Here is a 26015-nt window from a genome sequence, read left to right as displayed (position 1 = left end):
GTCGTGGGGGCCGTGGGGGTCACCAGGGGTCTCCTTGACTGCGCAGGGTACGCCGGTAGCCGACCGCGAGGACCACCAGCATCAGCAGGATGATCACACCCCAGGCGGCCGAGCCCGAGTAGTTGCGGATCCCGGTGAACGCCTCGCGGAAGGCGTAGGTGACGAGGATCTCGGTCTCGCTGCCCGGCCCGCCCCTGGTGATCAGGAAGATGATGGGGAACATGTTGAAGGTCCAGATCGTGCCCAGCAGCACGACCGTGCTCGACACCTGGCGCAGCCCCGGCAGCGTGATGGCCGTGAAGCGCTGCCAGGGCGAGGCGCCGTCCACCTCGGCGGCCTCGTACAGCTCGGCCGGGATCGACTGCAGGCCGCCCAGCAGGGCGACCATCATGAACGGCACGCCGATCCAGACGTTCACCACGATCACCGCGACCTTCGCCGTGAACGGCTCGTCCAGCCAGCCGACGCCGCCCAGCCCGGCCGCCTTCATGAAGCCGTTGATCACGCCGTAGTCGCTGTTGTACAGGTAGCGCCAGATGAACGCCGCCACGAACGCCGGCACCGCCCACGGCAGGATCAGCAGCACCCGGTAGAGGGAGCGCAGCCGCAGCTTGCGGTTCAGCATCACGGCCAGGCCCAGCCCGATCCCGTAGTGCGCGGCCACGCACACGACCGTCCAGATCACCGTCCACACCAGCTTGTCCCAGAACAGGCCGCTGGTCAGGATCTGCAGGTAGTTGTCCAGGCCGACGAACTCGTAACTGGCCGGGATGACGTTCACGCCGATGGTCCGGCCGATGTTCGCCTCGGTCGCGTCCGTCAGCGACAGGTACACCCCGCGCGCCAGCGGCCAGCCGATCAGCACCAGCATCACGACCGCCACGGGCGCGATCATCGCCCACGCGTACCAGTGCCTGGCCGCCGAGCGCCGCAACCGGCCGGGCCGGTCGTGGCGCCGGCCGCTACGGCCGCGGGCGGACTCGCCCGCGGCCCGCGCCCCGGTGGAGACCGCCACCGGTCAGCTCCAGTCCTTCATGATCCCGTGGTACTGCTCATCGACCTTGGCGAGCATGTCCGCGGGGGCGGACTTGCCTCCGACGAGCGCCTGGTAGCCCTCCAGCAGCGGCTGAAACAGCTGCCCGCCCTCGGGGATCCACGGCCGCGGCACCGCCGTGTCCATGATCGGCTTGAACACCGCGACGTCCGCGTTGCCCTGCACGTCCGGGTTGGCGTAGGCCGACGTGCGGGTCGGCAGCAGGCTGATCTCCTTGGCGATCTTCGCCTGGGCTTCGACGGTGGTCATGAAGCGGACGAACTCGTACGCGGCCGGGATGTTCTTCGAGCCGGCGTAGATGGCCAGGTTCCAGCCGCCGGTCGGGGCCGCGGCCTTCACCGAGCCCGACGGGACCGGTGCGATGCCCAGGTTCGTCTTGTCCTTGAACTCCTTGCCCTGGTAGATCTCCGACAGCGCCCACGGCCCGTTGTAGATCATCGCCGCCTTGCCCTCTTTCAGGGCCGTCATGGCGTTGGCGTAGCTCTCCGTCGTGGCCGGCTTCGGCGCCGCGCCCGACCCGATCAGGTCCGCGACGGTCTGGATCGCCTTCACGTTGGCCGGGGAGTTCACCACGATCTTCTTGTTGGCCACGTCGAGCAGATCGCCGCCCTCGCCGTACATGAACGGCAGCAGGAAGTACGAGTCCACGTTCAGCGCCAGCCCCGCCGCCCCCGTCTTCGCCTTCACGTCCAGCGCCGTCTGCTTCAGCTCCTCGACGGTCTTCGGCGCCTGGTCGTGGCCGGCCTCCTTCAGCAGCCGCTTGTTGTAGATCAGCGCCAGCGTGTCGGTCACCTGCGGCACCGCGTACGTCTTGCCGCCGAACTTCGTGCTGCTCAACGGGCCCGCCAGGAAGTCCTCCTGCTTGTCCACCGCCCGCGTGCCGTCCAAGGGCTGGAGGTAGCCCAGCGAGGCGAACTGCGACGTCCAGGCCACCTCCGACCGGATCACGTCCGGCGCGCCCGACCCGGCCTGCGCCGCCGTCTGAAACTGGTTCTGCGCCTGGTCGGACGGCACGTTCACGTATTTGACCTTGATGCCCGGGTACGCCGTCTCGAACTGCTTGATCAACGCCTGGAACGTCGGCCCTTCACTGTCCGGCCTCGTCGTGTCCCACCACGTCACCTCACCGGTGATCTTCGCTGGGTCGGAGACCGGGGGCTCCGACGCGGCGGTGCCACCGCCACCACCGCCGCCGCCACCACAGGCGGAGACTGCCAGAGCGAGCGCCGCAACGACCGCTGCGGCCGGTAAAAGTCGTCGCATGTCCTTCTCCTCACAGTTCATCGGAGGCCGGAGTAAGCCGGACGTTACGCCGAGGAGGCGCGCTCGGGTAGATGGCTGCGGCAGGCTTCTGCAAGTTGTTACATCTGGGCCGCCTGCTTTCTGAAACTCTTGCAAAGATCCAGTCGTCCCGCGCTTACCTGCGCGGCTGGCCGGTGGGACGAAAATCGCGTACAAGGCAAAGGTGGAGAACTCGGCAGGGCACGAAGCTCCCGAGCCGGCGGCGGTCCGGCGCGACTGGCTGGTCGTGCACGACCGGCGCCCCGACCCCCGCGGCTGGGGCCTGCACGTGTGGGGCGACGTCGAGAGCCCCACGGAGTGGAACGCGCCGCTGGAGCCCGAGGGCGAGGACGCCTACGGCGGGTTCGCGTGGATCAGGCTCAGGCCGGGAGCCGCCGGCGTCGGCGTCCTCGCGCACAGGGGCGACGAGAAGGACGGCGGCGACCACCTGGTCGATCCCGGGCGGAACGGGGAGATCTGGCTGGCCGGCGGCAAGGCGGAGACGTTCGTGTCGCGGGCCGCCGCCCAGGGCTCGGCCACGGTGCACTATCACCGGCCCGACGGGGCGTACGGCGGATGGGGCCTGCACCTGTGGGGCGAGGCGATCGCCGACGGCGCGGCGACCGGCTGGGCGAGCCCGCGCCCGCCGGACGGCGCCGACTCCTTCGGCGTGTACTGGAACGTGCCGCTGAAGAACGCCGCGGCGCCGCTGAGCTTCCTCATCCACCGCGGTGACGCGAAGGACCCCGGCCCCGACCAGGGTTTCACCCCGGCGGCGCAGCCCGAGGCGTACGTGCGCTCGGGCCTTGCCACGGTCCATCCGACAGGGGCGGCGGCCGAGAACGCGGTCGTCCTGCATTACCGCCGCGCGGACGGGAACCATCACCGCTGGGGACTGCACGTGTGGGGCGGCGCGGCCGAGCCGACGGAATGGGCCTCCCCCGTGCGGCCGGCGGGCACCGACGGCTTCGGGGCCGTGTTCAGGGTGCCACTGGCCGAGGGGGCGAAGAGCCTGAGGTACGTCATCCACGACGGCGACGACAAGGACCTGCCGGACGATCAGGCACTCGATGTGGCGCTGGCGGGCAACGAGATCTGGCGGCTGGGCACGACGCGGGGCCACCTGCTGCCCCAACCGCCCGCCCTGGGCGCGGACGCCGACCTGACCAGGGCTCGGGCCGTCTGGCTCGACCGGGACACGGTGGCCTGGCGGGTGGACCCGTCCCTGGCGCACTCCCTCGCCTTCAGCGCCGCCGGCGGGATCGCCTGCGAGAAGGGCGACCTGACCGGTGACCTGCGGATCATCCGGCTGGCGGCGGGGGCCCTGAGCGAGGCGCAGCGGCGGGCCTGGCCGCATCTTTCCGCGTGGACGGCGTTGAGGGTGGACCCGCGCGACGCCGGCCTCGTCCGGCAGGCGGTGCGCGGCCAGGTGGTGGCCGTGGAGCGGTCCGCGGACGGGACGCTGCTGGCGGCTACGGGGGTGCAGCTCCCGGGCGTGCTCGACGACCTGTACGCCGGGGCCGCCACCGCGGTGCTCGGCCCGTCCGGGGACCCGGATCCGGTGCTGTCGCTGTGGGCGCCGACGGCGCACCAGGTCGAACTGGCCTTGTGGGAGCCGGCTGGAGGCGACGAGGCCGGGCGTGAGGTGCACGCGATGCGGCGCGACGACGAGACCGGCGTCTGGTCCGTCCAGGGCCCGCCGGAGTGGCTGGGCCGCGAGTACACCTACCTCGTCACCGTCTACTCCCCCCAGGCCGGCGCGATCGTCACGAACGAGGTCACCGACCCCTACAGCCTGGCGGTGACCGCAGACGGCGCGCGCAGCAGGCTGGTACGCCTGGACGACGCGGCGCTCAAGCCGCCCGGCTGGGACGAGCCGGCCAAGCCGGCGGCGGTGCCGCAGCACCAGGCGTCGATCTACGAGCTGCACGTGCGCGACTTCTCCGCCTCCGACGCGAGCGTCCCGGAGGAGCTGCGCGGCACGTACGCCGCCTTCACCACCGGCACCGCACCCGGCACCGCACCCGGCACCGCACCCGGCTCCGCATCCGCCACCGACGGGATGCGGGAGCTGCGGGCGCTGGCCGCGGACGGGCTCACGCACGTGCACCTGCTGCCCGTGTTCGACTTCGCCACGGTCCCCGAGCGCCGGGCGGACAGGACCGAGCCGGGCGGCGACCTGGCCGCGCTGCCCCCCGACTCCGACCGGCAGCAGGAGCACGTGGCGGCGACGGCCGCCACCGACTCCTTCAACTGGGGTTACGACCCCCTGCACTACACGGTCCCCGAGGGCTCGTACGCGACGGACCCGGACGACCGGATCAGGCAGTTCCGCGGCATGGTCGCCGCGCTCAACCAGGCCGGGCTGCGCGTGGTCATGGACGTGGTCTACAACCACACGCATTCGACCGCCGTGCTCGACCCCATCGTGCCCGGCTACTATCACCGCCTCCTCGACGACGGCACCGTGGCCACCTCCACGTGCTGCGCCAACACCGCGCCCGAGCACACCATGATGGGCAAGCTGATCGTCGACTCGGTCGTCACCTGGGCGAGACAGTACAAGATCGACGGTTTCCGCTTCGACCTCATGGGCCACCACCCCAAGGCGAACATCCTCGCCGTCCGCCACGCCCTGGACGCGCTGACCCTCGCCGAGGACGGCGTGGACGGCCGGTCAATCATCCTGTACGGCGAGGGCTGGGACTTCGGCGAGGTGGCCGGGAACGCCAGGTTCGAGCAGGCCACGCAGGCGAACCTGGCGGGGACCGGCATCGGCACGTTCAGCGACCGGCTGCGGGACGCGGTGCGCGGCGGCGGCCCGTTCGAGGGCGATCCGCGGGTGCAGGGCTTCGGCTCGGGGCTGGCGGGAGCGCCCAACGGCTCCTCCGCCAACGGCTCGCCCGAGCAGCAGCGTGCCCGGCTGGCCGGCTACGGCGACCTGATCAGGCTCGGGCTGACCGGCAACCTGCGCGACTACGTGCTGCCGTCCGGGAAGAAGGGCTCGGAGATCGACTACAACGGCTCCCCCGCCGGCTACACCGACGCGCCCGGGGAGGCGGTGACGTACGTGGACGCGCACGACAACGAGACGCTGTTCGACGCGCTGGCGTACAAGCTGCCGCAGGAGACGGCGATGGCCGACCGGGTGCGCATGCAGGCGCTGTCGCTGGCCACGGTGCTGCTGGCGCAGGGAGTGGCGTTCGTGCACGCGGGCAGCGAGCGGTTGCGCTCGAAGTCCTTCGACCGCAACTCCTACGACTCCGGCGACTGGTTCAACCGGCTGCTGTGGGACTGCGCGGCGGGCAACGGGTTCGGCGCGGGCCTGCCGCCCAGGGCCGGCAACGAGGCCCGGTGGCCGTACGCCCGGCCGCTGCTGGCGGACGCGCGCCTGCGGCCGGACTGCTCGGCGATCACCGCCGCGCGGGCCCTTTTCGGTGAGCTGCTGCGGATCAGGTACTCGACGCCGGCGTTCGCGCTGGGGACGGCGGAGGAGGTACGGCGGCGGCTGTCGTTCCCCGCCTCGGCCGAGGGGGTGATCGCCATGCACGTGGACACCTCGGGCCTCGATCCGCGCTGGGCGTCGGTGACCGTCGTGTTCAACGCCACGCCGTACGCGCAGGCTCAGGTGCTGGAGTCACTGGTGGGGCAGGCGGTGGCGCTGCACCCCGTACAGGCGGGATCGGCCGATCCGGTCGTGCGGGAGTCGGCGTTCGACGCCGCCACCGGCACGCTGACGGTCCCGGCCCGCACCACGGCGGTTTTCGTCCGTTCGTGAGCGCGCTGCCGGGTTCGCGCGTTCGTACGGGCCTGCTCGGGGAACATAAGCATGATGACGCCTCATCACTGGCGTTGGCGCGCACGACGGCGCAGACTGGATAGACGGCGATCGCGTGGAGCAGTGGAGCATCCGTGGACAATCACCTTGATCACATGCCGGTCCTGTCCCGCGGCAGGCATCGCAATCCCAAGCGCGGTGCCTGTTTCATGGAACTGGCCTCCTACCTAGCCGGGGAGCGGTGGAGCGACCATCCGGCCTGCACGCATCCGCTGCTGGCCGCGCTCGCCCGCCTGGTCAACGACAACACCAGCGACGAGAGCCGGGCCAAGCTCGTCGGGCTCGTCCCGTCCATCATCGGCCTGTCCAGCGACGACCTGCGCGTGGACGCGCGGATCGCGCTGCGCTGCGCCACGACGGCGCTGCCGGTGGCCGCGGCCGAACGCCAGCTGGCGCTCGCGGTGTCGGTGCTGGCGGCGGAGGAGATGCTGGCCAGGCTCGACGGCGCCCCGTCGGGACGGCTCAGCGAGGCCAGCCGCCGGGCGATGGCCGAGGTCCCGCACGCGACCGAACAGGCCAGGCGCTTCAGCCGCGCGGCCAGGATCACGGAAAAGGGCTTCCGCCGGTACGCCGCGCCCAACGCGGTGCAGCTCTCGGTGGTGGGCATCGTGCAGGCGTGCATCTCCGATCCGGACGCGCTGCTGCGCAGGCTGCTGGAGGAGACGATCGCCGACTGCGACGCCTTGATCCGCGGCCCGAGGACGGCGGACGTACCCGAGGCGACACCCGCACACGCCTGACCACATCACCACACCGCGACCGGACCACCGACGCCCCCTGTGGCACTCGCCACAGGGGGCGTTCATGTGCGTCCGAAACGGCCGCTCAACCCGCTTCTTCGCAGGTCAGGCAAGCCTCCCCTTCGTTGCGGATCTTGCTGCCATATGCCTAAATTTCATACTGAAGCTTTAGCATGTGGAGGCATTTTCATGACCATCGAGCTCGTCAAGCCGTACTCCCCCGAGAAGCACCACAGCCACCGGGACGTGACCGGTGGCTGGCTGCGGCCGGCGGTGTTCGGGGCGATGGATGGTCTCGTGTCCAATTTCGCGTTGATCGCCGGAGTCGTCGGGGCGGCGGGAGCCGGGAGGGGCGCGGTGCTGGCGGGCTTCGCGGGCCTGATCGCCGGCGCGTGCTCCATGGCGGCCGGCGAGTACACGTCGGTGAAGTCCCAGACCGAGCTGATGCGGGCGGAGATCGCGGCGGAGCGGCGCGAGCTGGCCCGCAACCCGGAGGGCGAGCAGGCCGAGCTGGCCGCGCTCTACCGGGAGCGGGGCCTCGACGCGGAGCTGGCCCGCCGGGTCGCGGAAGGGCTGTCGGCCGACCCGGAGCAGGCGTTGCGCGTGCACGTACGCGAGGAGCTGGGCGTGGATCCCGACGACCTGCCCTCGCCCCGCCTGGCCGCGGCCTCGTCGTTCGGCGCGTTCGCGGTCGGCGCGCTGGTGCCGCTGGTGCCGTTCCTGTTCGGGGCGTCGGGGCTGGCGCTCGCCCTAGTGCTGAGCGTGCTGGCCCTGTTCGGGTTCGGGGCCGTGGTCGCACGGATGACCGCTCGCCCGTGGTGGCTGGGCGGGCTGCGGCAGCTCGTCCTGGGGGTGGGGGCCGCGGCCGTCACCTTCGGCCTGGGACACCTGCTCGGAGTCGCGGTCTCCTAGCGGGGCCGCCGCCTGGCGGACCGGGGGCAAGGGTGCCACCAGCAACCACTCTCGAGTGCGCATGCACGTTTCAGGAGGGGCCGGTCCAGGACAGGCCGACAGCGCGTCCCCGGCTCAGTGCCTCGGGCTCATTCCGGTGAAGAGGGCGTCGAGGACGCGATCGATGTAGTCGTGGGTCATGGACTCCTGGGTGATCAGGAGCCCGAAGTACAGAGGTCCGGACAGGATCGCCATGACCAGGTCGAGATCAAGGTCGGGCGAGACCTGGCCTTGGTCCTGGGCGGTCTTGAGCCGGGCGATGGTCTTGTCCGTCTGCGGGCGGATGAAGCGGTCGTTGAGTGCGGCGGCAACCGCGGGATCGTGCTGCGCCTCGCCGATCAGGGCCCGGTAGAGCGGGCCCCACGGTGGACTGGCCAGCAGGTCCACCGCCGCGTAGATCTGCTCGCGCAGGTCGGCCAGGACATCGCCGGTGTCGGGATAGTCGAGGACGGGCTCGTTCAGCGACAGCAGCGAGTCCAGGAACAGCAGGCCCTTGGAGGGCCAGCGGCGGTAGATCGTGTGCTTGCCGGCACCGGCCCGCGCGGCGACCGCCTCGATGCTCAGCCTGGCGTAGCCGATCTCCTGGGCCAGGGCAAGCGTGGCCTGCATGATCACTGTGGTGCGGGCGGCGGCGCGCTCGGGCCGGTTGCTGGTCATGTCGTCCACCTTAAGGGTACGGCACGTGCCGTGTTGACAATCGTGACGGGATGCGCCCAGACTGACCACGTCCTGATGCGGCACGGCCCGTGCCGTTCTGTTGTTCGCGGCGAAATGTCCACTCGCCGTGGTTCGACCGTGGTTCGACCGTGGTTCGACCGTGGTTCGATAAGGAGAGCCCTTGAGAGCATCACCCGACGCACCCGCGCTGCGCCTGACCGGCCTGGTCAAAAGGTTCGCCCACAAGCTCGCGGTCGACCACGTCAGCTTGGAAGTGCCGCGCGGGTCGTTCTTCGGCCTGGTCGGCCCCAACGGAGCGGGCAAGACCACCTCGTTGTCGATGGCCGTAGGGCTGCTGCGGCCGGACGCCGGCCGCGCCGAGGTCTTCGGCCAGGACATGTGGTCGGCGCCGGATGGGGCCAAGGCCCTGGTCGGAGTGCTGCCCGACGGGCTGGCCCTGCCTGAGCGGCTGACCGGGCGCGAGGCGCTCACCTACCTGGGGCTGCTGCGCGGCCTGGCCGAGGACGTGGTGGCCCGGCGGGCCGAGGAGCTGCTGAGCGTGCTGGAGCTGGACGGCGCGGGCCAGACCCTGGTCATCGAATACTCGACCGGCATGCGCAAGAAGCTCGGGCTGGCCACCGCGCTGCTGCACGCACCGCGGCTGCTGGTCCTGGACGAGCCCTTCGAGGCGGTGGACCCGGTCTCGGCCGCCACGATCAAGACAATCCTGCGCGGCTTCGTCGCCGGTGGCGGCTCCATCGTGCTCTCCAGCCACGTCATGGCGCTGGTCGAGCAGCTGTGCGACCACGTCGCGGTGATCGACCAGGGCCGGGTGGCCGCGGCCGGCACGCTGGACGAGGTACGTGGCCGGCGCTCCCTGGAAGACGCCTTCGTCGGGCTCGTCGGCGACCCCGCCGGCGGAGTCAAGGAGCTGTCGTGGCTGTCGCGCTGACCATGGCCCGGATGAAGCTCGCCGTGCTGTGCCATGCCTTCCACGGCACCCGCGCGCAGACGGCGGGCACCGGCGCCGCGCTCGGCGTGTTGTTCGCCGCCGCAACCGTCGGCCTGGCCTTCTCCGGCCCCGATCTGCTGGCCGCCGGGTACACGGTCTGGCTGCTGGGCTGGATGCTCGGCCCCGTCTTCATGGGCGGCGGCGACGAGACGCTGCGGCCCGAATACTTCTCCCTGATCGGCCTGCCGCCGCGCCGCCTGGCCACCGGGCTGCTGGTCGCCGCCTTCGTCGGCGTCGCGCCGCTGGTCAGTCTGACCGCGCTGGCCGGGCTGCTGGTCGCGGGCATCGGGGTCGGCGCCGCGAACGCGGTGGTGGCCGTGCCCGCGATGGTGCTGCAACTGGCCGTGTTCGTGCTGCTGTCCAAGGTGACCGTGGCGGTGGCCGGGCTGGCGCTGCGCACCCGTGCGGGGGCGATCGTCTTCGGCGTGCTCAACGGCGCCGTCCTGGCGGCGCTCGGACAGGTCTGGGTCTTCTTCTGGGCCTTCGGCCAGACGGGCGTGCCCGCCGCGGTGTGGTACCTGCCCTCCGGCTGGGGCCTGCTCGCCGTCCAGGGCCACTGGTGGGCGCTGGCGGCACTGGCCGTACTGGTGCTGCTGCTTGTCGGCGCCTGGGCGGCGCTGCTCAACCGGCGCGGGGGCGCAGCCGGTGTCTCCACGCGCGGCAGGCGTCCGATCACGGCGGCCACCCCGGTCGGCGCGGTCGTCGCCAAGGAGCGGCGCACCTGGTCACGCGACCTGGTACGCACCCACCAGCTCACCTTCGCCCTGTCCTACGCCCTGTGCTTCGCCGCCAGCCCGCTGCTCCTCGGCTGGGACGGCATGCTGCCCTACGCGGGGCCGATCTTCGTCGTCATGGCCGCCGCCATGGCGGCCAATCTGTACGGCACCGACGGCACGGCGTTGTGGCTGACGATCACGATCCCCGGAGCGAGCGACGTGCGCGGACGGCAACTGGCCTGGCTGTCGGCGCACGCGCCGGTGGCGGTCGTGCTGACCGTGGCGCTCACCGCCGTCACCGGCGGGCCGTGGCCACCGGTCCTGGCACTGCTGCCCGCCCTGCTCGGCGGCGCGGCCGGGCTGGTGCCGCTGATCTCGGTGTACGGCCTGGTGCCCGGCACCGACCCGCACCGCCGCGCCGGCAACCCGCTGCGCACGAGCGAGGACGACGGCGCGCTGACCGGTCAGGCGTACCTGATGCTGGCCCTGGTGGCACTCACCGGCGCGCCCGCGGCCCTGGTGGCCCTCCGGTACGGCTGGGCCGGCGTGGCCGTCGGCGTCCTGACCGGCGTACTTTGCTGGTGGGGCTTCGGCCTGCTGGCCGAGCGGCGGCTGCGCGCGCACGGCCCCGAGCTGCTTCAGGTCATGCGCACCGGCCGCAAGCCGCGGGCGATGACGAGGTCCCGCTTCAACGGGCTGTCCAAGACCCGGAAGACGATCGCCTGGTGGTGCTTCGGCTTCGGCTCCATCCCGCTGGTCCCGCAGGGCATCGTGGCCGCCGTCTTCGTGGCCAACGACATGCTGCGCCACAGCTGGTTCCTGGCCACCTACCTGCCGCCCGCCCTGCGCTATCCGGCCGCCGCCGCCTTCATCCTGCTCGGCCTGGCGATGTACGGGGCAGGCGGGTGGATCGTCAAGCCGTCATCACCTCGATCTAGGCCGGCTCATGGCTGAGGGATCGGTCACGCACCAGTGGTCGTTTGGTTGAGCCGCATGGCGCGAGTGCGAAGAACCCGGCGCGTACCGTGCCGCCGACGCCTCGGGCGGCGGCGCGGGGTTGTGCCGAGCAGGGAGGGCGGCAGCGGGCCGGTGAGGTCCGTGCCAAGGCAGGGACGCGTGTGGGGAGCGGTCGCGCCGCCCCCTGCTCCCGGCCGCCACCGCGCGGGAAGGGCCGGCTCAGGCGTCAGGGGCGGGTTGAGGTGGCCAGCTTGAGTCCGAGGCCGATGAGGGCGACGCCGGTCAGGCCGTCCACGATCCTGCGTACGGCGGACCTGGCGAAGACCTTGCGCAGCGTGCCGACGACGTTGGCCACCACCAGGAACCACGCGACCGTGCCGGCCAGCGCGATCAACGACAGCAGCAGCGTGTCCTGCACCGACTCCCCCGGGCTGACGAACTGGGGCACCAGGGCCACGAAGAACAGCGCCGCCTTGGGGTTGAGCACGTTGGTGAGCAGCCCTTCCGCGAACGCCGCCCACGAGGTCCGCCGCGCCGGGTCCGGCAGGTCCAGCTCCAGCGGGCCGCCCTTACGCAGGGCGGAACGCAGCGCCTTGGCCCCGAGGTAGAGCAGGTAGGCCGCGCCGACGACCTTGACCACGGTGAAAGCGGTCGCCGAGGCGGCCAGCAGGGCCGCGATGCCGGTGGCGGCGGCCACCACCCAGACGAACACCCCCACGGCGATCCCCGCCGCGGCGGCCATGCCGTACGCGCGGCCGGAGACGGCGGAGCGGCGTACGACGACCGCGAAATCGGGGCCCGGGGACATCGCCCCGATCAGCACTATCCCGCCAAAGGCCACGATTTCGGTCATAGATGTCATGGCGCCCAGCTTAGGGGGGTGCGTCTCCACGGGGATCAGGGCCATGCGTCCCCGGGCCCACCCCCTCACCGGCCCGCACAGCGGCGCCCGTCACCGCCTGCGGCGCCACTTCTTGAAGATGGTGCGCAAAGTCAGCAGCAGGACGACGGCCACGAACTGGCCGCCGATGACGATGCGGTTGACGTCGATGGCGGGCCGCCACTGCGCGTCCCCGTCCTTGATGACGTACACCCCCGCGGGCGAGGCGGCGTATCCGAAGCCGCCGCCGCTGCCGCCGCCCTCCTCGCCCTTCTCGTTCTGGCCGGTCCCCTGGCCCCCGCCGCCCCCTTGGGTGATCCGGGCGACCGGGATGACGATGACGTCCCCATGCTGGATCGGTTCGCCGAAGACGCGTTTGACGGTCGCGGCGTCCTTCGCCTGTTCCATCAGCTCCGTGATGTTCATGGCCCCATCGTCGTCCCGGATCGCCCGTCGCACCACTGCCCCGGTCAGTCGAACGTGGTCGAGATCTCGTGCCAGCCGCCCGGCGCGACCTTCGCGGCCTGCTCGGGACCCCAGGATCCCTTTGCGTACGGGAGCGGCGGCTCCGGCAGGTCGAGCACCCGCTGGACGATCCGCCACGACTCCTCCACCAGGTCGAACCGGGCGAACCTCCGCGGATCACCGCTGATGGCGTCGGCCAGGATGCGCTCGTAGGCGGCCTCCATCGGCCCGAGCACCTTGGTGAAGTCGACGCTCACCGGCACCGGCCGGGTGTGCTGCTTGCCCGGCTCCTTGGCCAGCAGGTCGAACGTCACCCCGGCGTCGGGCTGGAGCCTGAAGCGGATGAGGTTGGGGCCGGTCGGAGCGTCGCCGCCGCGGAACATGGTCACCGGCGGCCTGCGCAGCTCGGCGACGATCTCCAGGTCGGTGGTCGGCAGCGCCTTGCCGGAGCGGATGCACCACGGCACGCCCGCCCATCGCCAGTTGTCGATGTGGGCGCGCAGGGCGACGAAGGTCTCGGTCGTGGAGCCGTCGCGGACGCCGTCGGTGTCGAGGTAGCCCTCGTACTGGCCGCGTACGACGTCGCCGGGCTCGATGGCCTGCACCGCGCGCAGCACCCGCCACTTCTCGTCGAGCTGGGCCCGGGCGTCGGTGGAGGGCGGCGGGTCCATGGCGAGGATGGCCAGCAGCTGCAGCAGGTGATTCTGCACCACGTCGCGGACGGTGCCGTTGGCGTCGTAGAAGGCGCCCCGGTCGCGTACGTCGAAGTCCTCGGCCATGGTGATCTGGACGCTGCGGATGTAGCTGCGATTCCAGATGGGCTCCAGCAGCATGTTGGCGAAGCGGAACACCATGAGGTCTTCGACCGGCTCCTTGCCCAGGAAGTGGTCGACCCGCCGCAGGTGGTCCTCGTCGAAGTGTTTCAGCAGCTCGCCGTTGAGGTCGCGGGCGGAGTCGAGGTCGTGCCCGAACGGCTTCTCCACGACGAGCCTGGCCTCGTGGTTGAGCCCCGCCCCCGCCAGCCCTTCGGCGACGGAGGCGAACAGCGACGGCGGCACCGCGAGGTAGTGGACGAGGAAGCCCTTGCCGTCCACCTCCTCGCGGATCTTGGCGAACGTCTCCGGGTCGCGGTAGTCGCCGCTGACCAGCCGCAGGTTGCCCGCCAGCTTCTCGAACGCCGCGTCGTGGACGCCGCCGCACGCCTCGCGGGCGTGCTCGCGCAGCCCGTCGAGGTCGAGGTCGGTCTTGGCCACGCCGATGATGGGCAGGTCGAGCCGGCTGTCGGCGGTCAGGTGGTAAAGGGCGGGCAGGAGCATCTTGCGCGCGAGGTCCCCGGTGACGCCGAACAGGACGAGTGCGCCCGCGTGCCCCATGTCAGACGCGCCTTCCGCGCAGCTCGCGGTATCGGCGCACGAGTTGCTCGGTGGAGGGGTCGGGGAAGGTGTCCGGCGGCTCCTCGGAGGTGAGCGCGGGCGCCACGTCGAGCGCCATTTTCTTGCCCAGCTCCACGCCCCACTGGTCGAAGGAGTCGACGCCCCAGATCACGCCTTCGACGAACACGATGTGCTCGTAGAGGGCGACGAGCTGGCCGAGCGTGCCGGGGGTCAGCTTCGGCGCGAGGATGGTGGAGGTGGGCCGGTTGCCCGGCATCACCTTGTGCGGCACGATCTCCGGCGCGGTGCCCTCGGCCGCGATCTCCTCGGCCGTCTTGCCGAAGGCCAGCGCCGACGTCTGCGCGAGCAGGTTGGCGGTGAGCTGGTCGTGCATGCCCTCACGGTCGTCGAAGGGCTCGGCGAAGCCGATGAAGTCGGCCGGCACCAGCCGGGTGCCCTGGTGGAGGAGCTGGTAGAAGGCGTGCTGGCCGTTGGTGCCCGGCTCGCCCCAGAAGATCTCGCCGGTGTCGACGGTGACGGGGCTGCCGTCGGCCCGCACGGACTTGCCGTTGGACTCCATCGTGAGCTGCTGCAGGTAGGCGGGGAAGCGGTGCAGCCGCTGGCTGTAGGGCAGCACGGCGCGGGTCTCCACGCCGAAGAAGTCGGTGTACCAGATCCCGAGCAGGCCCATCAGCACCGGCATGTTGGCCTCGAACGGGGCCGTGCGGAAGTGCTCGTCGATGGTGTGGAAGCCGGCCAGCATCTCGCGGAAGCGCTCGGGCCCGATGGCGATCATCAGGGACAGGCCGATGGCGCCGTCGTAGGAGTAGCGGCCGCCCACCCAGTCCCAGAAGCCGAACATGTTGTCGGTGTCGATGCCGAACTCGGCGACCTTCTCGGCGTTGGTGGAGACGGCCACGAAATGCTGGGAGACCGCCTCCTCGCCCAGCGCGCCGACCAGCCAGCTGCGCGCGACCCTGGCGTTGGTGAGGGTCTCCAGCGTGGTGAAGGTCTTGGAGCTGACCACGAACAGCGTGGTCGCGGGGTCGAGGCCGGCGAGGTTGCCGGTGATGTCGGCCGGGTCGATGTTGGAGACGAACCTGGCCGCGATGCCCGCGTCGGCGTAGTCGCGCAGCGCTTCGTAGGCCATGGCGGGGCCGAGGTCGGAGCCGCCGATGCCGATGTTGACGACGGTCTCGATGGGCCGCCCGGTGGCGCCCTTCCACTCCTTGGACCTGACCCGGCCGGCGAAGGCGCTCATCTTGGCGAGCACGGCGTGCACGTCGCGCACGACGTCCTGCCCGTCCACGACCAGCTCGGCGTCCTCGGGCAGGCGCAGCGCGACGTGCAGGACGGCGCGGTCCTCGCTGACGTTGATGTGCTCGCCGCCGAACATGGCGGCGATCCGGCCGCTCAGCCCGGCTCGCTCGGCCAGCGCCACCAGCAGGCCGACGGTCTCCTCCGTGGCGCGGTGCTTGGAGTAGTCGAGGTAGAGGTCGCCGGCGGTCACCGCCATGCGACCGGCCCGGCCGGGATCCTCCGCGAACAGCTCGCGCAGCCGCCGGCCGGCCAGCTCCTCGTGGTGCTTGTCCAGGGCCGCCCACTCCTGGCTCTGGCTGATGTCGCCGCTCACGCTTCTTCCTCCTCGGATCGCCAAACCGGTCAAGCCGATCTCATCGTCCCGTAACCCAGTACCCCGCGCGGTTGATTCCGCGCATGGCGGAGCCGACTCTTTAGGACCTCAGTGGGATTCGCGGCCCACCTGGACGCCGCTGGAACCCTCAGTGGGATTCGCGGCCCACGTGGTCGCCGCCGGAGCCGATGAGGAAGTCGAGGTCCGCGCCGCGGTCGGCCTGGGTGACGTGCTCGACGTAGAGGCGCTCCCAGCCGCGCGCGGGCCTGGCGTGCCCGGTCATGACGGGCTGCCTGGCGGCCAGCTCGGCGTCGGGGACGTCCACGTCGAGCCGGCGGGCGGCCACGTCGAGCACGATCGGGTCGCCGGTGCGCACCCTCGCCAGCGGCCCGCCGGCCGCCGCCTCGGGCGCGGTGTGCAGGACGACCGTCCCGTACGCGGTGCCGCTCATGCGCGCGTCGCTGATGCGCACCATGTCGCGCACGCCCTTGGCCAGCAGCTTCTGCGGCAGCGGCAGGTTGCCCACCTCCGGCATGCCCGGGTACCCCTTGGGCCCGCAGCCGCGCAGGATCAGCACCGAGGTCTCGTCCACGTCCAGGTCGGGCGAGTCGAGCCGGGCGTACACGTCCTCGACGCTGTCGAAGACGACCGCCCTGCCGCGGTGCCGCAGGAGCTCGGGCGAGGCGGCGGCGGGCTTGATGACCGCGCCGCCCGGCGCGAGGTTGCCGCGCAGGACGGCGATGCCCGCGTCCGGGAGCAGCGGGTCGGAGCGCCGTCTGATGACGTTCTCGTCCCAGATCTCGGCGTCGGCCAGATGCTCGGTCAGCGGCCGTCCCGTGACCGTGATCGCCTCCGGGTCGAGCAGGTCCTCGACCTCCTTGAGCACGGCGGCCAGCCCGCCCGCCCTGAACAGGTCGTCCATCAGGTGCCGCCCGGCCGGCTGGAGGTCGGCCAGCAGCGGCACGCCGGCGCCGGTGCGGTCGAAGTCGTCCAGGCTCAGCTCCACGCCGAGCCGGCCGGCGATGGCCAGCAGGTGGACGACGGCGTTGGTGGAGCCGCCGACGGCGGCCAGGGTGACGATGGCGTTGAGGAACGAGCCCCTGGTCATCACGTCGCTCGGCCGGAGGCCCTGCCGGACCAGGTCCACGGCCAGGCGGCCGCTCTCGTGGGAGCGTTCGAGCAGGCGGCTGTCGGGTGCGGGGGTGCCGGCGGTGCCGGGCAGGGTCATGCCGAGCGCCTCGGCCATGCACGCCATGGTGGAGGCGGTGCCCATCGTGTTGCAGTGGCCGCGGCTGCGGATCATGGACGACTCCGACCGGAGGAACGCCTCGCGGGAGAGCGTCCCCGCGCGTACCTCCTCGCTGAGCCGCCACACGTCGGTGCCGCAGCCGAGCGGGGCCCCGCGGAAGTGCCCGGTCAGCATGGGGCCGCCGGGCACCACGACGGCCGGCAGGTCCACGGAGGCGGCCGCCATGAGCAGCGCGGGGATGGTCTTGTCGCAGCCGCCGAGCAGCACCACGCCGTCGATGGGGTTGGCGCGCAGCATCTCCTCGGTCGCCATGGCGGCCAGGTTGCGCCAGAGCATGGCGGTCGGGCGGACGTTCGTCTCGCCCAGTGAGACGACGGGCAGGTTGAGCGGCACTCCCCCGGCCTCCCAGACGCCGTTCATGACGCTCTGGGCCACCTCGTTCAGGTGGGAGTTGCAGGGAGTGAGGTCGGAGGCGGTGTTGGCGATCGCGATGTGCGGCTTGCCGCCCTCGAACGCCTCGCGCGGCAGGCCGCGCCGCATCCACGCCCGATGGATGTAGGAGTTCCGGTCGTTTCCCGAATACCAGCGCGAACTCCTGAATTCCATGCCCGGCACCTTATCGGGGCGTTCGGGGATTCAGCACGTGCTGTGGAGGAATCAGGACAGGCATGGACCATATAGACGCGTACTGGCGGGCGGCGAACTACCTGTCCGTGGGGCAGATCTACCTGCTGGACAATCCGCTGCTCACCGAGCCGCTGCGGCCGGAGCACATCAAGCCGCGCCTGCTCGGCCACTGGGGCACCACCCCCGGGCTGAACTTCTGCTTCGCCCATCTCAACCGGGTGATCCGCGAGCGGGACCAGGACATGATCTACATCGCCGGTCCCGGACACGGCGGTCCCGCCGCCGTGGCACACGCCTGGCTGGAGGGCTCGTACTCGGAGCGCTATCCCGACGTCTCGCAGGACGCCGAGGGCATGCGGCGCCTGTTCCGCCAGTTCTCCTTCCCCGGCGGCATCCCCAGCCACGTGGCGCCGGAGACGCCCGGCTCGATCCACGAGGGCGGCGAGCTGGGCTACTCGCTCGCGCACGCGTACGGCGCCGCGTACGACAACCCGGACCTGGTCGTGGCCTGCGTCATCGGCGACGGCGAAGCCGAGACCGGCCCGCTGGCCGCGAGCTGGCATTCCAACAAGTTCCTCGACCGCCGCGGCGACGGCATCGTGCTGCCCATCCTCCACCTGAACGGCTACAAGATCGCCAACCCCACGGTGCTCGCCCGCATCCCCGAGCAGGAGCTGGTCAAGCTCATGGAGGGGTACGGCTACCGCCCCCACATCGTCGGCCCGTCCCACGAGGAGATGGCCGGCACCCTGGACACCGCGTTCGACGAGATGGCCGCGTACAAGGCGGGCGACGCCGACCGGCTCCCGATGATCATCCTGCGCACCCCGAAGGGCTGGACCGGGCCGCGCGAGGTGGACGGCAAGCCGGTCGAGGGCACGTGGCGGGCCCACCAGGTGCCGCTGGCCAAGGTTCGCGAGAACCCGAGCCACCTGGCCATGCTGGAGGAGTGGATGCGCTCCTACCGCCCGGAGGAGCTGTTCGACGGCGAGGGCCGCCCGGTCGCCCATGTCAGGGACACCGTGCCGGCGGGCGCGCGCAGGATGAGCGCGAACCCGCACGCCAACGGCGGCGAGCTGCTCACGCCGCTGCGGCTGCCCGACTTCCGCAGGCTCGCGGTCGAGGTCAAGTCGCCCGCCACCCAGTCGACCGAGCCCACGCGGGTGCTCGGCGGGTTCCTGCGCGACGTGATCGCCGCCAACCCGCGCACGTTCCGGCTGCTCGGCCCGGACGAGACGGCGTCGAACCGGCTGACGGAGGTGTTCGAGGTCACCGACCGGGCGTGGGAGGCCGAGATGCTGCCCACGGACGAGAACCTGGCCCCCGGCGGACGGGTGATGGAGGTGCTGAGCGAGCACCTGTGCCAGGGCTGGCTGGAGGGCTACCTGCTGACCGGCCGGCACGGGCTGTTCAACTGCTACGAGGCGTTCATCCACATCATCGACGCCATGTTCAACCAGCACGCCAAGTGGCTGGAGTCGTCGCAGAAGATCCCGTGGCGGCGGCCGGTGGCGTCGCTGACGTACCTGCTGTCGTCGCACGTGTGGCGGCAGGACCACAACGGGTTCAGCCACCAGGACCCGGGCTTCCTGGACGTGGTGATCAACAAGAAGGCGTCCGTGGTGCGGGTCTACCTGCCGCCGGACGCCAACACGCTGCTGTCGGTCGGCGACCACTGCCTGCGCTCGCGCGACTACGTCAACGTGATCGTGGCGGGCAAGCAGCCGGTGCTCGACCTGTTCACCATGGACGAGGCCATCGCGCACTGCACCCGCGGGCTGGGCATCCTCCCGTGGGCCTCCACCGACGAGGGCGCCGAGCCCGACGTCGTGCTGGCCTGCGCGGGCGACGTGCCGACCCTGGAGACGCTGGCCGCCGCCGCCCTGCTCCGCGAGCACCTGCCCGACCTCAAGATCCGGGTGATCAACGTCGTGGACCTGATGCGGCTCCAGCCGCCGTCGGAGCACCCCCACGGCATGTCCGACACCGAGTTCGACAACCTGTTCACCGTCGGCAAGCCGGTCGTCTTCAACTTCCACGGCTATCCGTCGCTCATCCACCAGCTCACCTACCGCCGCCGCAACCACGACAACCTGCACGTACGCGGCTACAAGGAGGAGGGCACCACCACCACGCCGTTCGACATGTGCATGCTCAACGACATCGACCGCTACCACCTGGTCATGGACGTCATCGACCGGGTGCCCGGGCTCGCCGCCACCCAGGCGCACCTGCGCCAGCACATGAGCGACGAGCGGCTGCGGGCCCGCGCGTACACCAGGGACCACGGCGAGGACCCCGCGGAGATCAGGTCGTGGACATGGCCGGCGACATCCTCGTACTGAACACCGGCTCCTCGTCCATCAAGTACGAGCTCGTGGACGTGCGCACGCGCCGCCGCCCGGCCAGGGGCCTGGTCGAGCGCATCGGCGAGGAGCGGGGCCGGCTGACGCACCACGCCGGTGACGGGCCGCCGTACGAGCGGGAGGAGCGCTACGCCGGGCACGGCGACGGGCTGGCGGCGATGATGCGGGCGTTCGAGGCGGCGGGGCCCGAGCTGAGCCCGGTCGCCGTCGGGCACCGCGTGGTGCACGGAGGCGTCAGGTTCACCGAGGCGGTGCTCATCGACGACGGCGTGATCAAGGCCATCGAGGAGCTGGCGCCGCTGGCTCCCCTGCACAACCCGGTGAACCTGACCGGCATCGAGGTCGCGCGCCGGGCCTTCCCCGGGGTGCCGCAGGTGGCCGTCTTCGACACCGCGTTCCAGCTCACGCTGCCGCCGGAGGCGTACACGTACGCGGTGCCGCGCGACTGGCGCGAGCGGCTCGGGGTGCGGCGCTTCGGCTTCCACGGCACCTCCTGCTCCTACGTCTCCCGCCGGGCCGCCCGCTTCCTCGGCCGCGACCTCGCCGGGCTCGACCTCATCGTGCTGCACCTGGGCAACGGCGCCAGCGCGACCGCGATCTCCGGCGGGCGCAGCGCCGACACCTCCATGGGCATGACGCCGCTGGAGGGGCTGGTCATGGGCACCCGCTCGGGCGACGTCGACCCCGCCCTGCCCGGCTACCTGGCGCGGGTGGACGGGATGACCGCCGAGCAGGCCGAGCACGAGCTCAGCTACGCCGGCGGCCTGCTCGCGCTGGCCGGGACGAGCGACATGCGCGAGGTACGCGCCCGCGGCGACGCCGAGGCCGGGCTGGCGCTGGAGATCTACACCCGGCGCATCCGCAAGTACGTCGGCGCCTACTACGCGCTGCTCGGCCGGGTGGACGCGATCGTGTTCACCGGCGGGGTGGGCGAGCACGACGCCGCCACCCGCGCCGCCTGCCTGTCCGGGCTCGACCGGCTCGGCATCACCGTGGACCCGGCGCTGAACGAGGCCGGGTCGTTGGAGGAGCGCGCGGTCTCGCCGCCGGACGCCGAGGTCGCGGTGCTCGTCATCCCCACCGACGAGGAATGGGAGATCGCCCGACAGGCACTCGACCTGATCGAATGACGGCCTGGCCTGACGATGAGCCTGCCCTGACGATGAGCCTGCCCTGATGATGAGCCTGCCCTGATGATGAGCCTGCTCTGATGGGAGCGGCCTGATGGGAGTGGCCTGATGCCCCGTCCGGCCAGGGCGGTCAGGATTGTGCGTGCGGCACGGCGGGCACCCAGAACTCCACCGTCGTGCCCGCGCCGGGCGCCCCGCTGATCCCCCACCAGCCGCCCGCCGTCTCGGCCCGCTCACGCATCTCGAGCAGCCCGAAATGCCCGTGCCGCGCGATCCCTCCGGACTCGGCGGGCAGGCCGACGCCGTCGTCGCGGACGCGGACGTGCACCCCGTGGTCACGGGCGGCCAGCTGCACGGAGAGGGTGCGGGCCCGGGCATGCTTGCGCGCGTTCGTCACGGCCTCCTGGCAGATGCGGAAGACGGTGATCGCGGTCTCGGCGGGCGGCTCGCCGTCCAGGTCGTGGACCAGCTCGTACGTCAGGTCCGCCGCCGCCAGCTCCAGATAGCCCCGCAGGCCCTCGATCAGCCCGTCCCCCGGCGGGCGCAACCGGAAGGCGAGGTCGCGCAGGCGGCCGACGGCGGCGTCCACGGCGTCGTCGAGGTCGCGCAGGTCGGCGGCGTACCCCTCCGGGAGCCGGTCGGCCAGCGACCGCAGCCGCATGCCGACGGCGACCATGGCCTGGATCGTGTCGTCGTGCACGTCGGAGGCGATCCGCCTGCGCTCCCGCTCCTGGGCCTGGACCAGGTGGGCGAGCAGCAGGCCGCGCTCGTCCAGCGCCCTGGACATGGTGCGCCGCTCGGTCAGGTCACGGGTCACCTTGCCGAAGCCGAGCAGCTCGCCGCTCCCGTCGTACAGGGCGGTGATCACCACGCTGGCCCAGAATCTGGTGCCGTCCTTGCGGACCCGCCAGCCCTCTTCCTCCCAGCGGCCGGCGTCGGCGGCGATCTCCAGCTCCTTGTCCGGCTTGCCCGACCCGGTGTCCTCGGGCGGGTAGAAGACGGAGAAGTGGGTGCCGATGATCTCTTCGGCGGTGTATCCCTTGATGCGCTGCGCCCCCGCGTTCCAGCTCACGATCCTGCCGCGCGGGTCGAGCATGAAGATGGCGTAGTCGCGGATGCTCTGGACGAGCAGCGTCATATCTTCATGCGGGCGGTCATGCACGGGCATACCGCAGCCTTTCACGCCCGGCGCGGAACCGGAACCTGCTCAGACCTCCTGGGGGCCGGCCTGGAGCGGGCTGAGCTGGGCCGCCACCTCGCACCAGACCACTTTCCCGTCCTTGTCCGACTCGATGCCCCAGCCGGTGCACAGCAGCCTGACGACGTGCAGCCCCCAGCCGCTCGCCGGTCCCGGCTCACGGGGCTCGGGCAGGTCCTCGCCGTCGTCGCCCACCTCGATCCGCATGCGCGCGACATCGCCCCTGATGCGCAGCTCGGGCGGCCCCGCGCCGTGCACCAGCGCGTTCGTCACGAGCTCCGACACCACCAGCAGGACATCCTCGTGACGCCCCTGGAAACCCGACTCCGACAAAGCCTCGCGGGCGATCTGGCGCGCCACCGTGATGCTGCCCATCTCCGCCGGCAGATGAGCGTCCACCCGATACGGCCACGCCTCCTCACTGCCCATCCATCTACTCTCGGGGAGGCGACCGGTGGTCACGAGACGCAACCGCGTCACAGCGCCTAGTGCAAATGCGTCAATCCAGCAGGCCCTCCTTGCGCGCGACCGCCACCGCCTCCAGCTTGGACCGCGCGCCCAGCTTCTCCAGGACGTGCTGGACGTGGTTGCGCGCCGTGTTGCGGGCCACGCCGAGGCGCTGGCTGATGTCGTACGTGCTCGCCCCCTCGGCCAGGAGCAGCAGCGTCTCGCGCTCGCGCCCGGTCAGCTCGGAGCCCAGGCGGCCGGCCCGGCCGGTGAGCCGGTCGAGCACGCCGGGCAGCAGCCCCGGCGCGAAGACCACCCCGCCGGCCGCCACCTCGCGCACCGCCGACTCCAGCTCGCCCAGCCGCGACGACTTCACCAGCAGCCCGGCGCCCCCGGCGGCCACCACCCTGGCCGCGACCGACACGGTCGCCTCGCCGGTCAGCACCAGCACCCGGGCCCGGGGCGCGACGGCGGCGAGCTGCCCGATGGCCGTGATGCCGTCGCCGTCGGGCAGGCGGCGATCGAGCACGACGACGTGGGGCTGGTGCTTCCCGGTGTCGGCCACCGCGCCGGCGATGGTGCCGGACTGCGCGACGACCTCGATGTCCGGCGTCCGGCCGAGGGCGAGGCCGATGGCCTCCGCGACCATGGCGTGGTCCTCCACGAGAACCAGCCGGATCGAGGGCGGAGACGGCATGGCGCGAGGTCCCTTGGTTGTCGGTCGATGCGGGCTGAGCTGTGTCTGTGGGACGGCGGTGTGAAACCGAGTGTCCCACCAGCGTGACACGCCTGCCGGGCCGCCGCCACGAAAGCCGCCCGTCCCGGGTCCGGCGACGGCCGCCGATCCGGCCGCGGGCCATGGGAAGGCAAGCCCGGAGCCGCGCAAATGCAAAGGGGAGGCCCTTGAGCCGGGGTCGGGAGGGAATAAGCCGTTGGTAGGGTTGTCCGGAAATATGAGGATCTGAACGGGTGGGTTAGGTGGAGGTCGAACAAACAGCACTGCCGGGAATCGGACTACGGCACGATTTCACCACCCGCAAAGGTCAGCGGGTAGGCGTCGTCTCGCACCGTACCGGCCAGCGGGTCTTGGTGATCTACGACAAGGAAGATCCCGACCGCGCATGCCAGACCGTCAAGCTCAACGACGAGGAGGCCGACGCCCTGGCCGAGCTCCTGGGCGCCCCCCGCATCGTCCAGCGGCTCAACCAGCTGCACTCGGAGGTCGAGGGCCTGGTCAGCGTGCAGCTGCCCATCCCGCCCGATTCCCCGTACGAGGGCCGTCCCATGGGTGACGCCCGCGTGCGGACCCGTACCAGCGCGTCCATCGTCGCCGTCGTACGCGGCGGCCAGGTGTTCGCCAGCCCCGGCCCGGAATTCACCTTCCGCGCCGGCGACGTCGTAGTGGTGGTCGGCAGCGAGGACAGCACCGCAGGGGTGGCCGACATCCTGGTGGACGGGTAGGCCCGCGGGTGCACGATACCGCGGTCATCTTTCTCGAGTTCGGTGCTGTACTGCTTGGCCTGGGGGTGCTCGGCGCGCTCGCGTTGCGCGGCGGCATCTCCCCCATCCCCCTGTACCTGATCGCCGGTCTGGCGTTCGGGACCGGCGGGGTGCTGCCGCTGGCGACCAGCGAGGAGTTCATATCCGTCGGCGCGGAGCTCGGCGTCGTCCTGCTGCTGCTGACTCTCGGCCTGGAGTACAACGCCGACGAGCTGGTGACGAGCCTGACGAGCAACGCCAGAGCCGGCATCGTCGACCTGGTGCTCAACGCCGCCCCCGGCGCCATATGCGCGTTACTGCTCGGCTGGGGGCCGGTGGCGGCCGTCGCCATGGCGGGCGTCACCTACGCCACCTCATCGGGCATCACCGCCAAGGTGCTGTCCGATCTGGGGTGGATCGGTAACAGGGAGACACCCACGGTGCTGTCCCTGCTGGTGTTCGAAGACCTGACGATGGCGATCTACCTGCCGGTCCTGACGACCATGCTGGCCGGGCTGAGCCTGGTGAGCGGGGCCATCTCGGTGGGCATCGCGCTGCTGACGGTGAGCGTCGTGCTCGTCGTGGCCCTGCGGTTCGGGCGCTTCATCGAGGCGTTCGTGTCCAGCCCGAACAACGAGGTCCTCCTGCTGAAGGTGGTCGGGCTGGCGCTGCTGGTGGCCGGGCTCGCGCAGCAGCTGCAGGTGTCGGCGGCGGTCGGCGCGTTCCTGGTCGGGATCGCCCTGTCCGGGCAGCTCGCCCACGACGCGCAGGCGCTGCTCGCGCCGCTGCGCGACCTGTTCGCGGCGGTGTTCTTCGTCTTCTTCGGCTTCCAGACCGATCCGTCGAAGATCCTGCCGGTGGCGGGCCTGGCCGCGCTGCTGGCCCTGGTGAGCATGATCACCAAACTGCTCACCGGCGCGTACGCGGCCAGACGGGCGGGCATCGCCAAGGCGGGCCAGGCCCGGGCGGGCATCGCGCTCATCCCCCGTGGCGAGTTCAACATCGTCATCGCCGGTCTGGCGGTGGGCGCGGGCGCCCATCCCGACCTGGGCGCGCTGGCGGCGGCGTACGTGCTCATCCTGGCGGCGTTCGGCCCGCTGGCGGCCAAACTGGTGCAGCCGCTCATCGAGGCCATCGCCAAACGAGCCTGATCCGCTAGTTTGTTCGTATGGCCGACCGCAAGCACGGCGTGCACGCGCCTCCCACCGAGACGACGATCAGGTCCGCGGACTGGGACAGCCTCGAGCTCTCCGGCGAGAGCCACCACCGGGTGCTGTTCCAGGACGTGGACATGACCGAGCTGGTCAACCACGGCTCCTCGTTCGAGGAGTGCCAGTTCAGGAACGTGCGGTTCAACGTGTCGGTGCACGAGGACGCCCGCTTCCTCAACTGCACGTTCACGCGCTGCTCGCTCTTCGACGCGACGTTCAGGGGCTGCAAGCTGACGGGCAGCATGTTCGACGGCTGCACCTACGGGCTGCTGAAGGTCGAGGGCGGCGACTGGTCCTACGCCGGCCTGCCCGGCGCCGACCTGCGGGGCAGCGCCTTCCACGGCACCCGGCTGCGGGAGGCCGACCTGACGGGCGCCCGGCTGGAGGGCGCGGAGGTGCGGCGCTGCGACCTGTCGGGGGCCTGGCTGCACAGCGCCGACCTCACCAAGTGCGACCTGCGCGGGAGCGATCTGAGCACGCTCGACCCGCACACCGTCACGCTCAAGGGCGCGATCATCGACCCCTTCCAGGCGACGGTGATCGCGGCGGCGCTGGGCCTGGACGTCCGCACGTAACACCCCGGCCTGTACGCGGGACGCACGGGCCCGGCGTGTGCGAAGAGGCGGCGCTTCGCCCAGGATGTCCCTGTGCGAATCGCCGATCTCACCCCCGCCGAGCAGGCCGTGACCGCCGCCTTCCCCCACGGGCGGGAGGTCGACCTGCGGACGGGCGACCCCGCCCTCGACTCCCC

21 protein-coding genes are annotated in these 26015 nt (G+C 71.5%); 10 read left to right on the top strand and 11 right to left on the bottom strand.

The window, feature by feature from the left end; all coding sequences use genetic code 11:
* Positions 1–19: 19 nt before the first annotated feature.
* Together ETD85_RS39910 and ETD85_RS39905 are read right to left on the bottom strand one after the other, a co-directional pair.
* A complete protein-coding gene (locus ETD85_RS39910; protein ID WP_138695023.1) occupies positions 20–1015 on the bottom strand; it encodes a carbohydrate ABC transporter permease in 996 nt (331 codons plus the stop codon).
* 3 nt (positions 1016–1018) lie between these two features.
* Positions 1019–2317, bottom strand: a complete 1299-nt coding sequence (locus tag ETD85_RS39905; protein WP_138695022.1) for an extracellular solute-binding protein — start codon at positions 2315–2317, stop codon at positions 1019–1021.
* A gap of 202 nt (positions 2318–2519) precedes the next feature.
* Between ETD85_RS39905 and pulA the strand changes: the two genes are divergently transcribed.
* The 3 genes from pulA (at position 2520) to ETD85_RS39890 (ending at position 7825) form a co-directional block, all read left to right on the top strand.
* The gene (gene pulA, locus ETD85_RS39900; protein WP_240779735.1) at positions 2520–6113 is read left to right on the top strand and encodes a pullulanase-type alpha-1,6-glucosidase; all 3594 of its coding nucleotides are present in this window, start codon (positions 2520–2522) and stop codon (positions 6111–6113) included.
* Positions 6114–6247: 134 nt separating this feature from the next.
* Positions 6248–6913, top strand: a complete 666-nt coding sequence (locus tag ETD85_RS39895) for a hypothetical protein (protein ID WP_240779734.1) — start codon at positions 6248–6250, stop codon at positions 6911–6913.
* Positions 6914–7102: 189 nt separating this feature from the next.
* Entirely contained in the window at positions 7103–7825 is a 723-nt protein-coding gene (locus ETD85_RS39890; RefSeq protein ID WP_138695020.1) for a VIT1/CCC1 transporter family protein, read from the top strand.
* A gap of 114 nt (positions 7826–7939) precedes the next feature.
* On the opposite strand, the gene ETD85_RS39885 is transcribed toward ETD85_RS39890, so the two are convergent.
* Positions 7940–8521: a TetR/AcrR family transcriptional regulator gene (locus ETD85_RS39885; protein WP_240779733.1), complete on the bottom strand. Its 582-nt coding sequence runs from the start codon at positions 8519–8521 to the stop codon at positions 7940–7942.
* A 181-nt stretch (positions 8522–8702) separates the two neighbouring features.
* Between ETD85_RS39885 and ETD85_RS39880 the strand changes: the two genes are divergently transcribed.
* Together ETD85_RS39880 and ETD85_RS39875 are read left to right on the top strand one after the other, a co-directional pair.
* Complete coding sequence (locus ETD85_RS39880; RefSeq protein ID WP_138695019.1) at positions 8703–9473, top strand: ABC transporter ATP-binding protein; 771 nt, start codon at positions 8703–8705, stop codon at positions 9471–9473.
* The gene (locus ETD85_RS39875) at positions 9458–11203 is read left to right on the top strand and encodes a hypothetical protein (RefSeq protein WP_138695018.1); all 1746 of its coding nucleotides are present in this window, start codon (positions 9458–9460) and stop codon (positions 11201–11203) included. The genes ETD85_RS39880 and ETD85_RS39875 overlap by 16 nt, the downstream gene beginning before the upstream one ends.
* Before the next feature lie 229 nt (positions 11204–11432).
* Here ETD85_RS39875 and ETD85_RS39870 read toward each other — a convergent pair whose 3' ends face one another.
* The 5 genes from ETD85_RS39870 to ETD85_RS39850 form a co-directional block, all read right to left on the bottom strand.
* Positions 11433–12059, bottom strand: a complete 627-nt coding sequence (locus tag ETD85_RS39870; RefSeq protein WP_240779732.1) for a LysE family translocator — start codon at positions 12057–12059, stop codon at positions 11433–11435.
* Between the two features lie 99 nt (positions 12060–12158).
* Positions 12159–12512 carry a GerW family sporulation protein gene (locus tag ETD85_RS39865; RefSeq protein ID WP_138695016.1) on the bottom strand — a complete coding sequence of 118 codons (354 nt, stop codon included), beginning with the start codon at positions 12510–12512 and terminating at the stop codon, positions 12159–12161.
* Between the two features lie 44 nt (positions 12513–12556).
* Positions 12557–13924: a glucose-6-phosphate dehydrogenase gene (zwf, locus tag ETD85_RS39860; RefSeq protein ID WP_138695015.1), complete on the bottom strand. Its 1368-nt coding sequence runs from the start codon at positions 13922–13924 to the stop codon at positions 12557–12559.
* A gap of 1 nt (position 13925) precedes the next feature.
* Entirely contained in the window at positions 13926–15557 is a 1632-nt protein-coding gene (gene pgi, locus ETD85_RS39855; protein WP_138695014.1) for a glucose-6-phosphate isomerase, read from the bottom strand.
* 148 nt (positions 15558–15705) lie between these two features.
* Positions 15706–17412 carry an IlvD/Edd family dehydratase gene (locus ETD85_RS39850; protein WP_138695013.1) on the bottom strand — a complete coding sequence of 569 codons (1707 nt, stop codon included), beginning with the start codon at positions 17410–17412 and terminating at the stop codon, positions 15706–15708.
* Between the two features lie 62 nt (positions 17413–17474).
* On the opposite strand from ETD85_RS39850, the gene ETD85_RS39845 reads away from it, so the two are divergent.
* A complete protein-coding gene (locus tag ETD85_RS39845; protein WP_138695012.1) occupies positions 17475–19778 on the top strand; it encodes a phosphoketolase family protein in 2304 nt (767 codons plus the stop codon).
* Positions 19754–20929 carry an acetate/propionate family kinase gene (locus ETD85_RS39840; RefSeq protein ID WP_138695011.1) on the top strand — a complete coding sequence of 392 codons (1176 nt, stop codon included), beginning with the start codon at positions 19754–19756 and terminating at the stop codon, positions 20927–20929. The genes ETD85_RS39845 and ETD85_RS39840 overlap by 25 nt, the downstream gene beginning before the upstream one ends.
* Before the next feature lie 130 nt (positions 20930–21059).
* On the opposite strand, the gene ETD85_RS39835 is transcribed toward ETD85_RS39840, so the two are convergent.
* The 3 genes from ETD85_RS39835 to ETD85_RS39825 all read right to left on the bottom strand — a co-directional run bounded on the left by ETD85_RS39835 (position 21060) and on the right by ETD85_RS39825 (position 23271).
* A complete protein-coding gene (locus tag ETD85_RS39835) occupies positions 21060–22067 on the bottom strand; it encodes a PAS domain-containing sensor histidine kinase (protein ID WP_240779731.1) in 1008 nt (335 codons plus the stop codon).
* A 69-nt stretch (positions 22068–22136) separates the two neighbouring features.
* On the bottom strand, positions 22137–22556 hold the full coding sequence (locus ETD85_RS39830; protein WP_138695009.1) for an ATP-binding protein: 420 nt from the start codon (positions 22554–22556) through the stop codon (positions 22137–22139).
* A gap of 70 nt (positions 22557–22626) precedes the next feature.
* On the bottom strand, positions 22627–23271 hold the full coding sequence (locus ETD85_RS39825; RefSeq protein WP_138695008.1) for a response regulator transcription factor: 645 nt from the start codon (positions 23269–23271) through the stop codon (positions 22627–22629).
* Positions 23272–23552: 281 nt separating this feature from the next.
* Here ETD85_RS39825 and ETD85_RS39820 point away from each other — a divergent pair, with 281 nt between their 5' ends.
* Genes ETD85_RS39820 through ETD85_RS39810 form a run of 3 tightly spaced genes read left to right on the top strand, consistent with a single transcriptional unit; the run spans position 23553 to position 25839 of the window.
* Entirely contained in the window at positions 23553–24035 is a 483-nt protein-coding gene (locus ETD85_RS39820; RefSeq protein WP_138695007.1) for a cation:proton antiporter regulatory subunit, read from the top strand.
* 8 nt (positions 24036–24043) lie between these two features.
* Positions 24044–25204 (top strand): cation:proton antiporter, encoded by a 1161-nt coding sequence (locus ETD85_RS39815; RefSeq protein WP_138695006.1) that lies wholly within the window; start codon positions 24044–24046, stop codon positions 25202–25204.
* A 17-nt stretch (positions 25205–25221) separates the two neighbouring features.
* Positions 25222–25839: a pentapeptide repeat-containing protein gene (locus tag ETD85_RS39810; protein ID WP_138695005.1), complete on the top strand. Its 618-nt coding sequence runs from the start codon at positions 25222–25224 to the stop codon at positions 25837–25839.
* The last annotated feature ends 176 nt before the right edge of the window (positions 25840–26015 follow it).

This window comes from Nonomuraea zeae (assembly GCF_005889725.1).
Lineage (GTDB): Bacteria > Actinomycetota > Actinomycetes > Streptosporangiales > Streptosporangiaceae > Nonomuraea > Nonomuraea zeae.
Note: the sequence above shows the minus strand (reverse complement) of the source record. Positions and strands in the feature narration are given on the sequence as shown.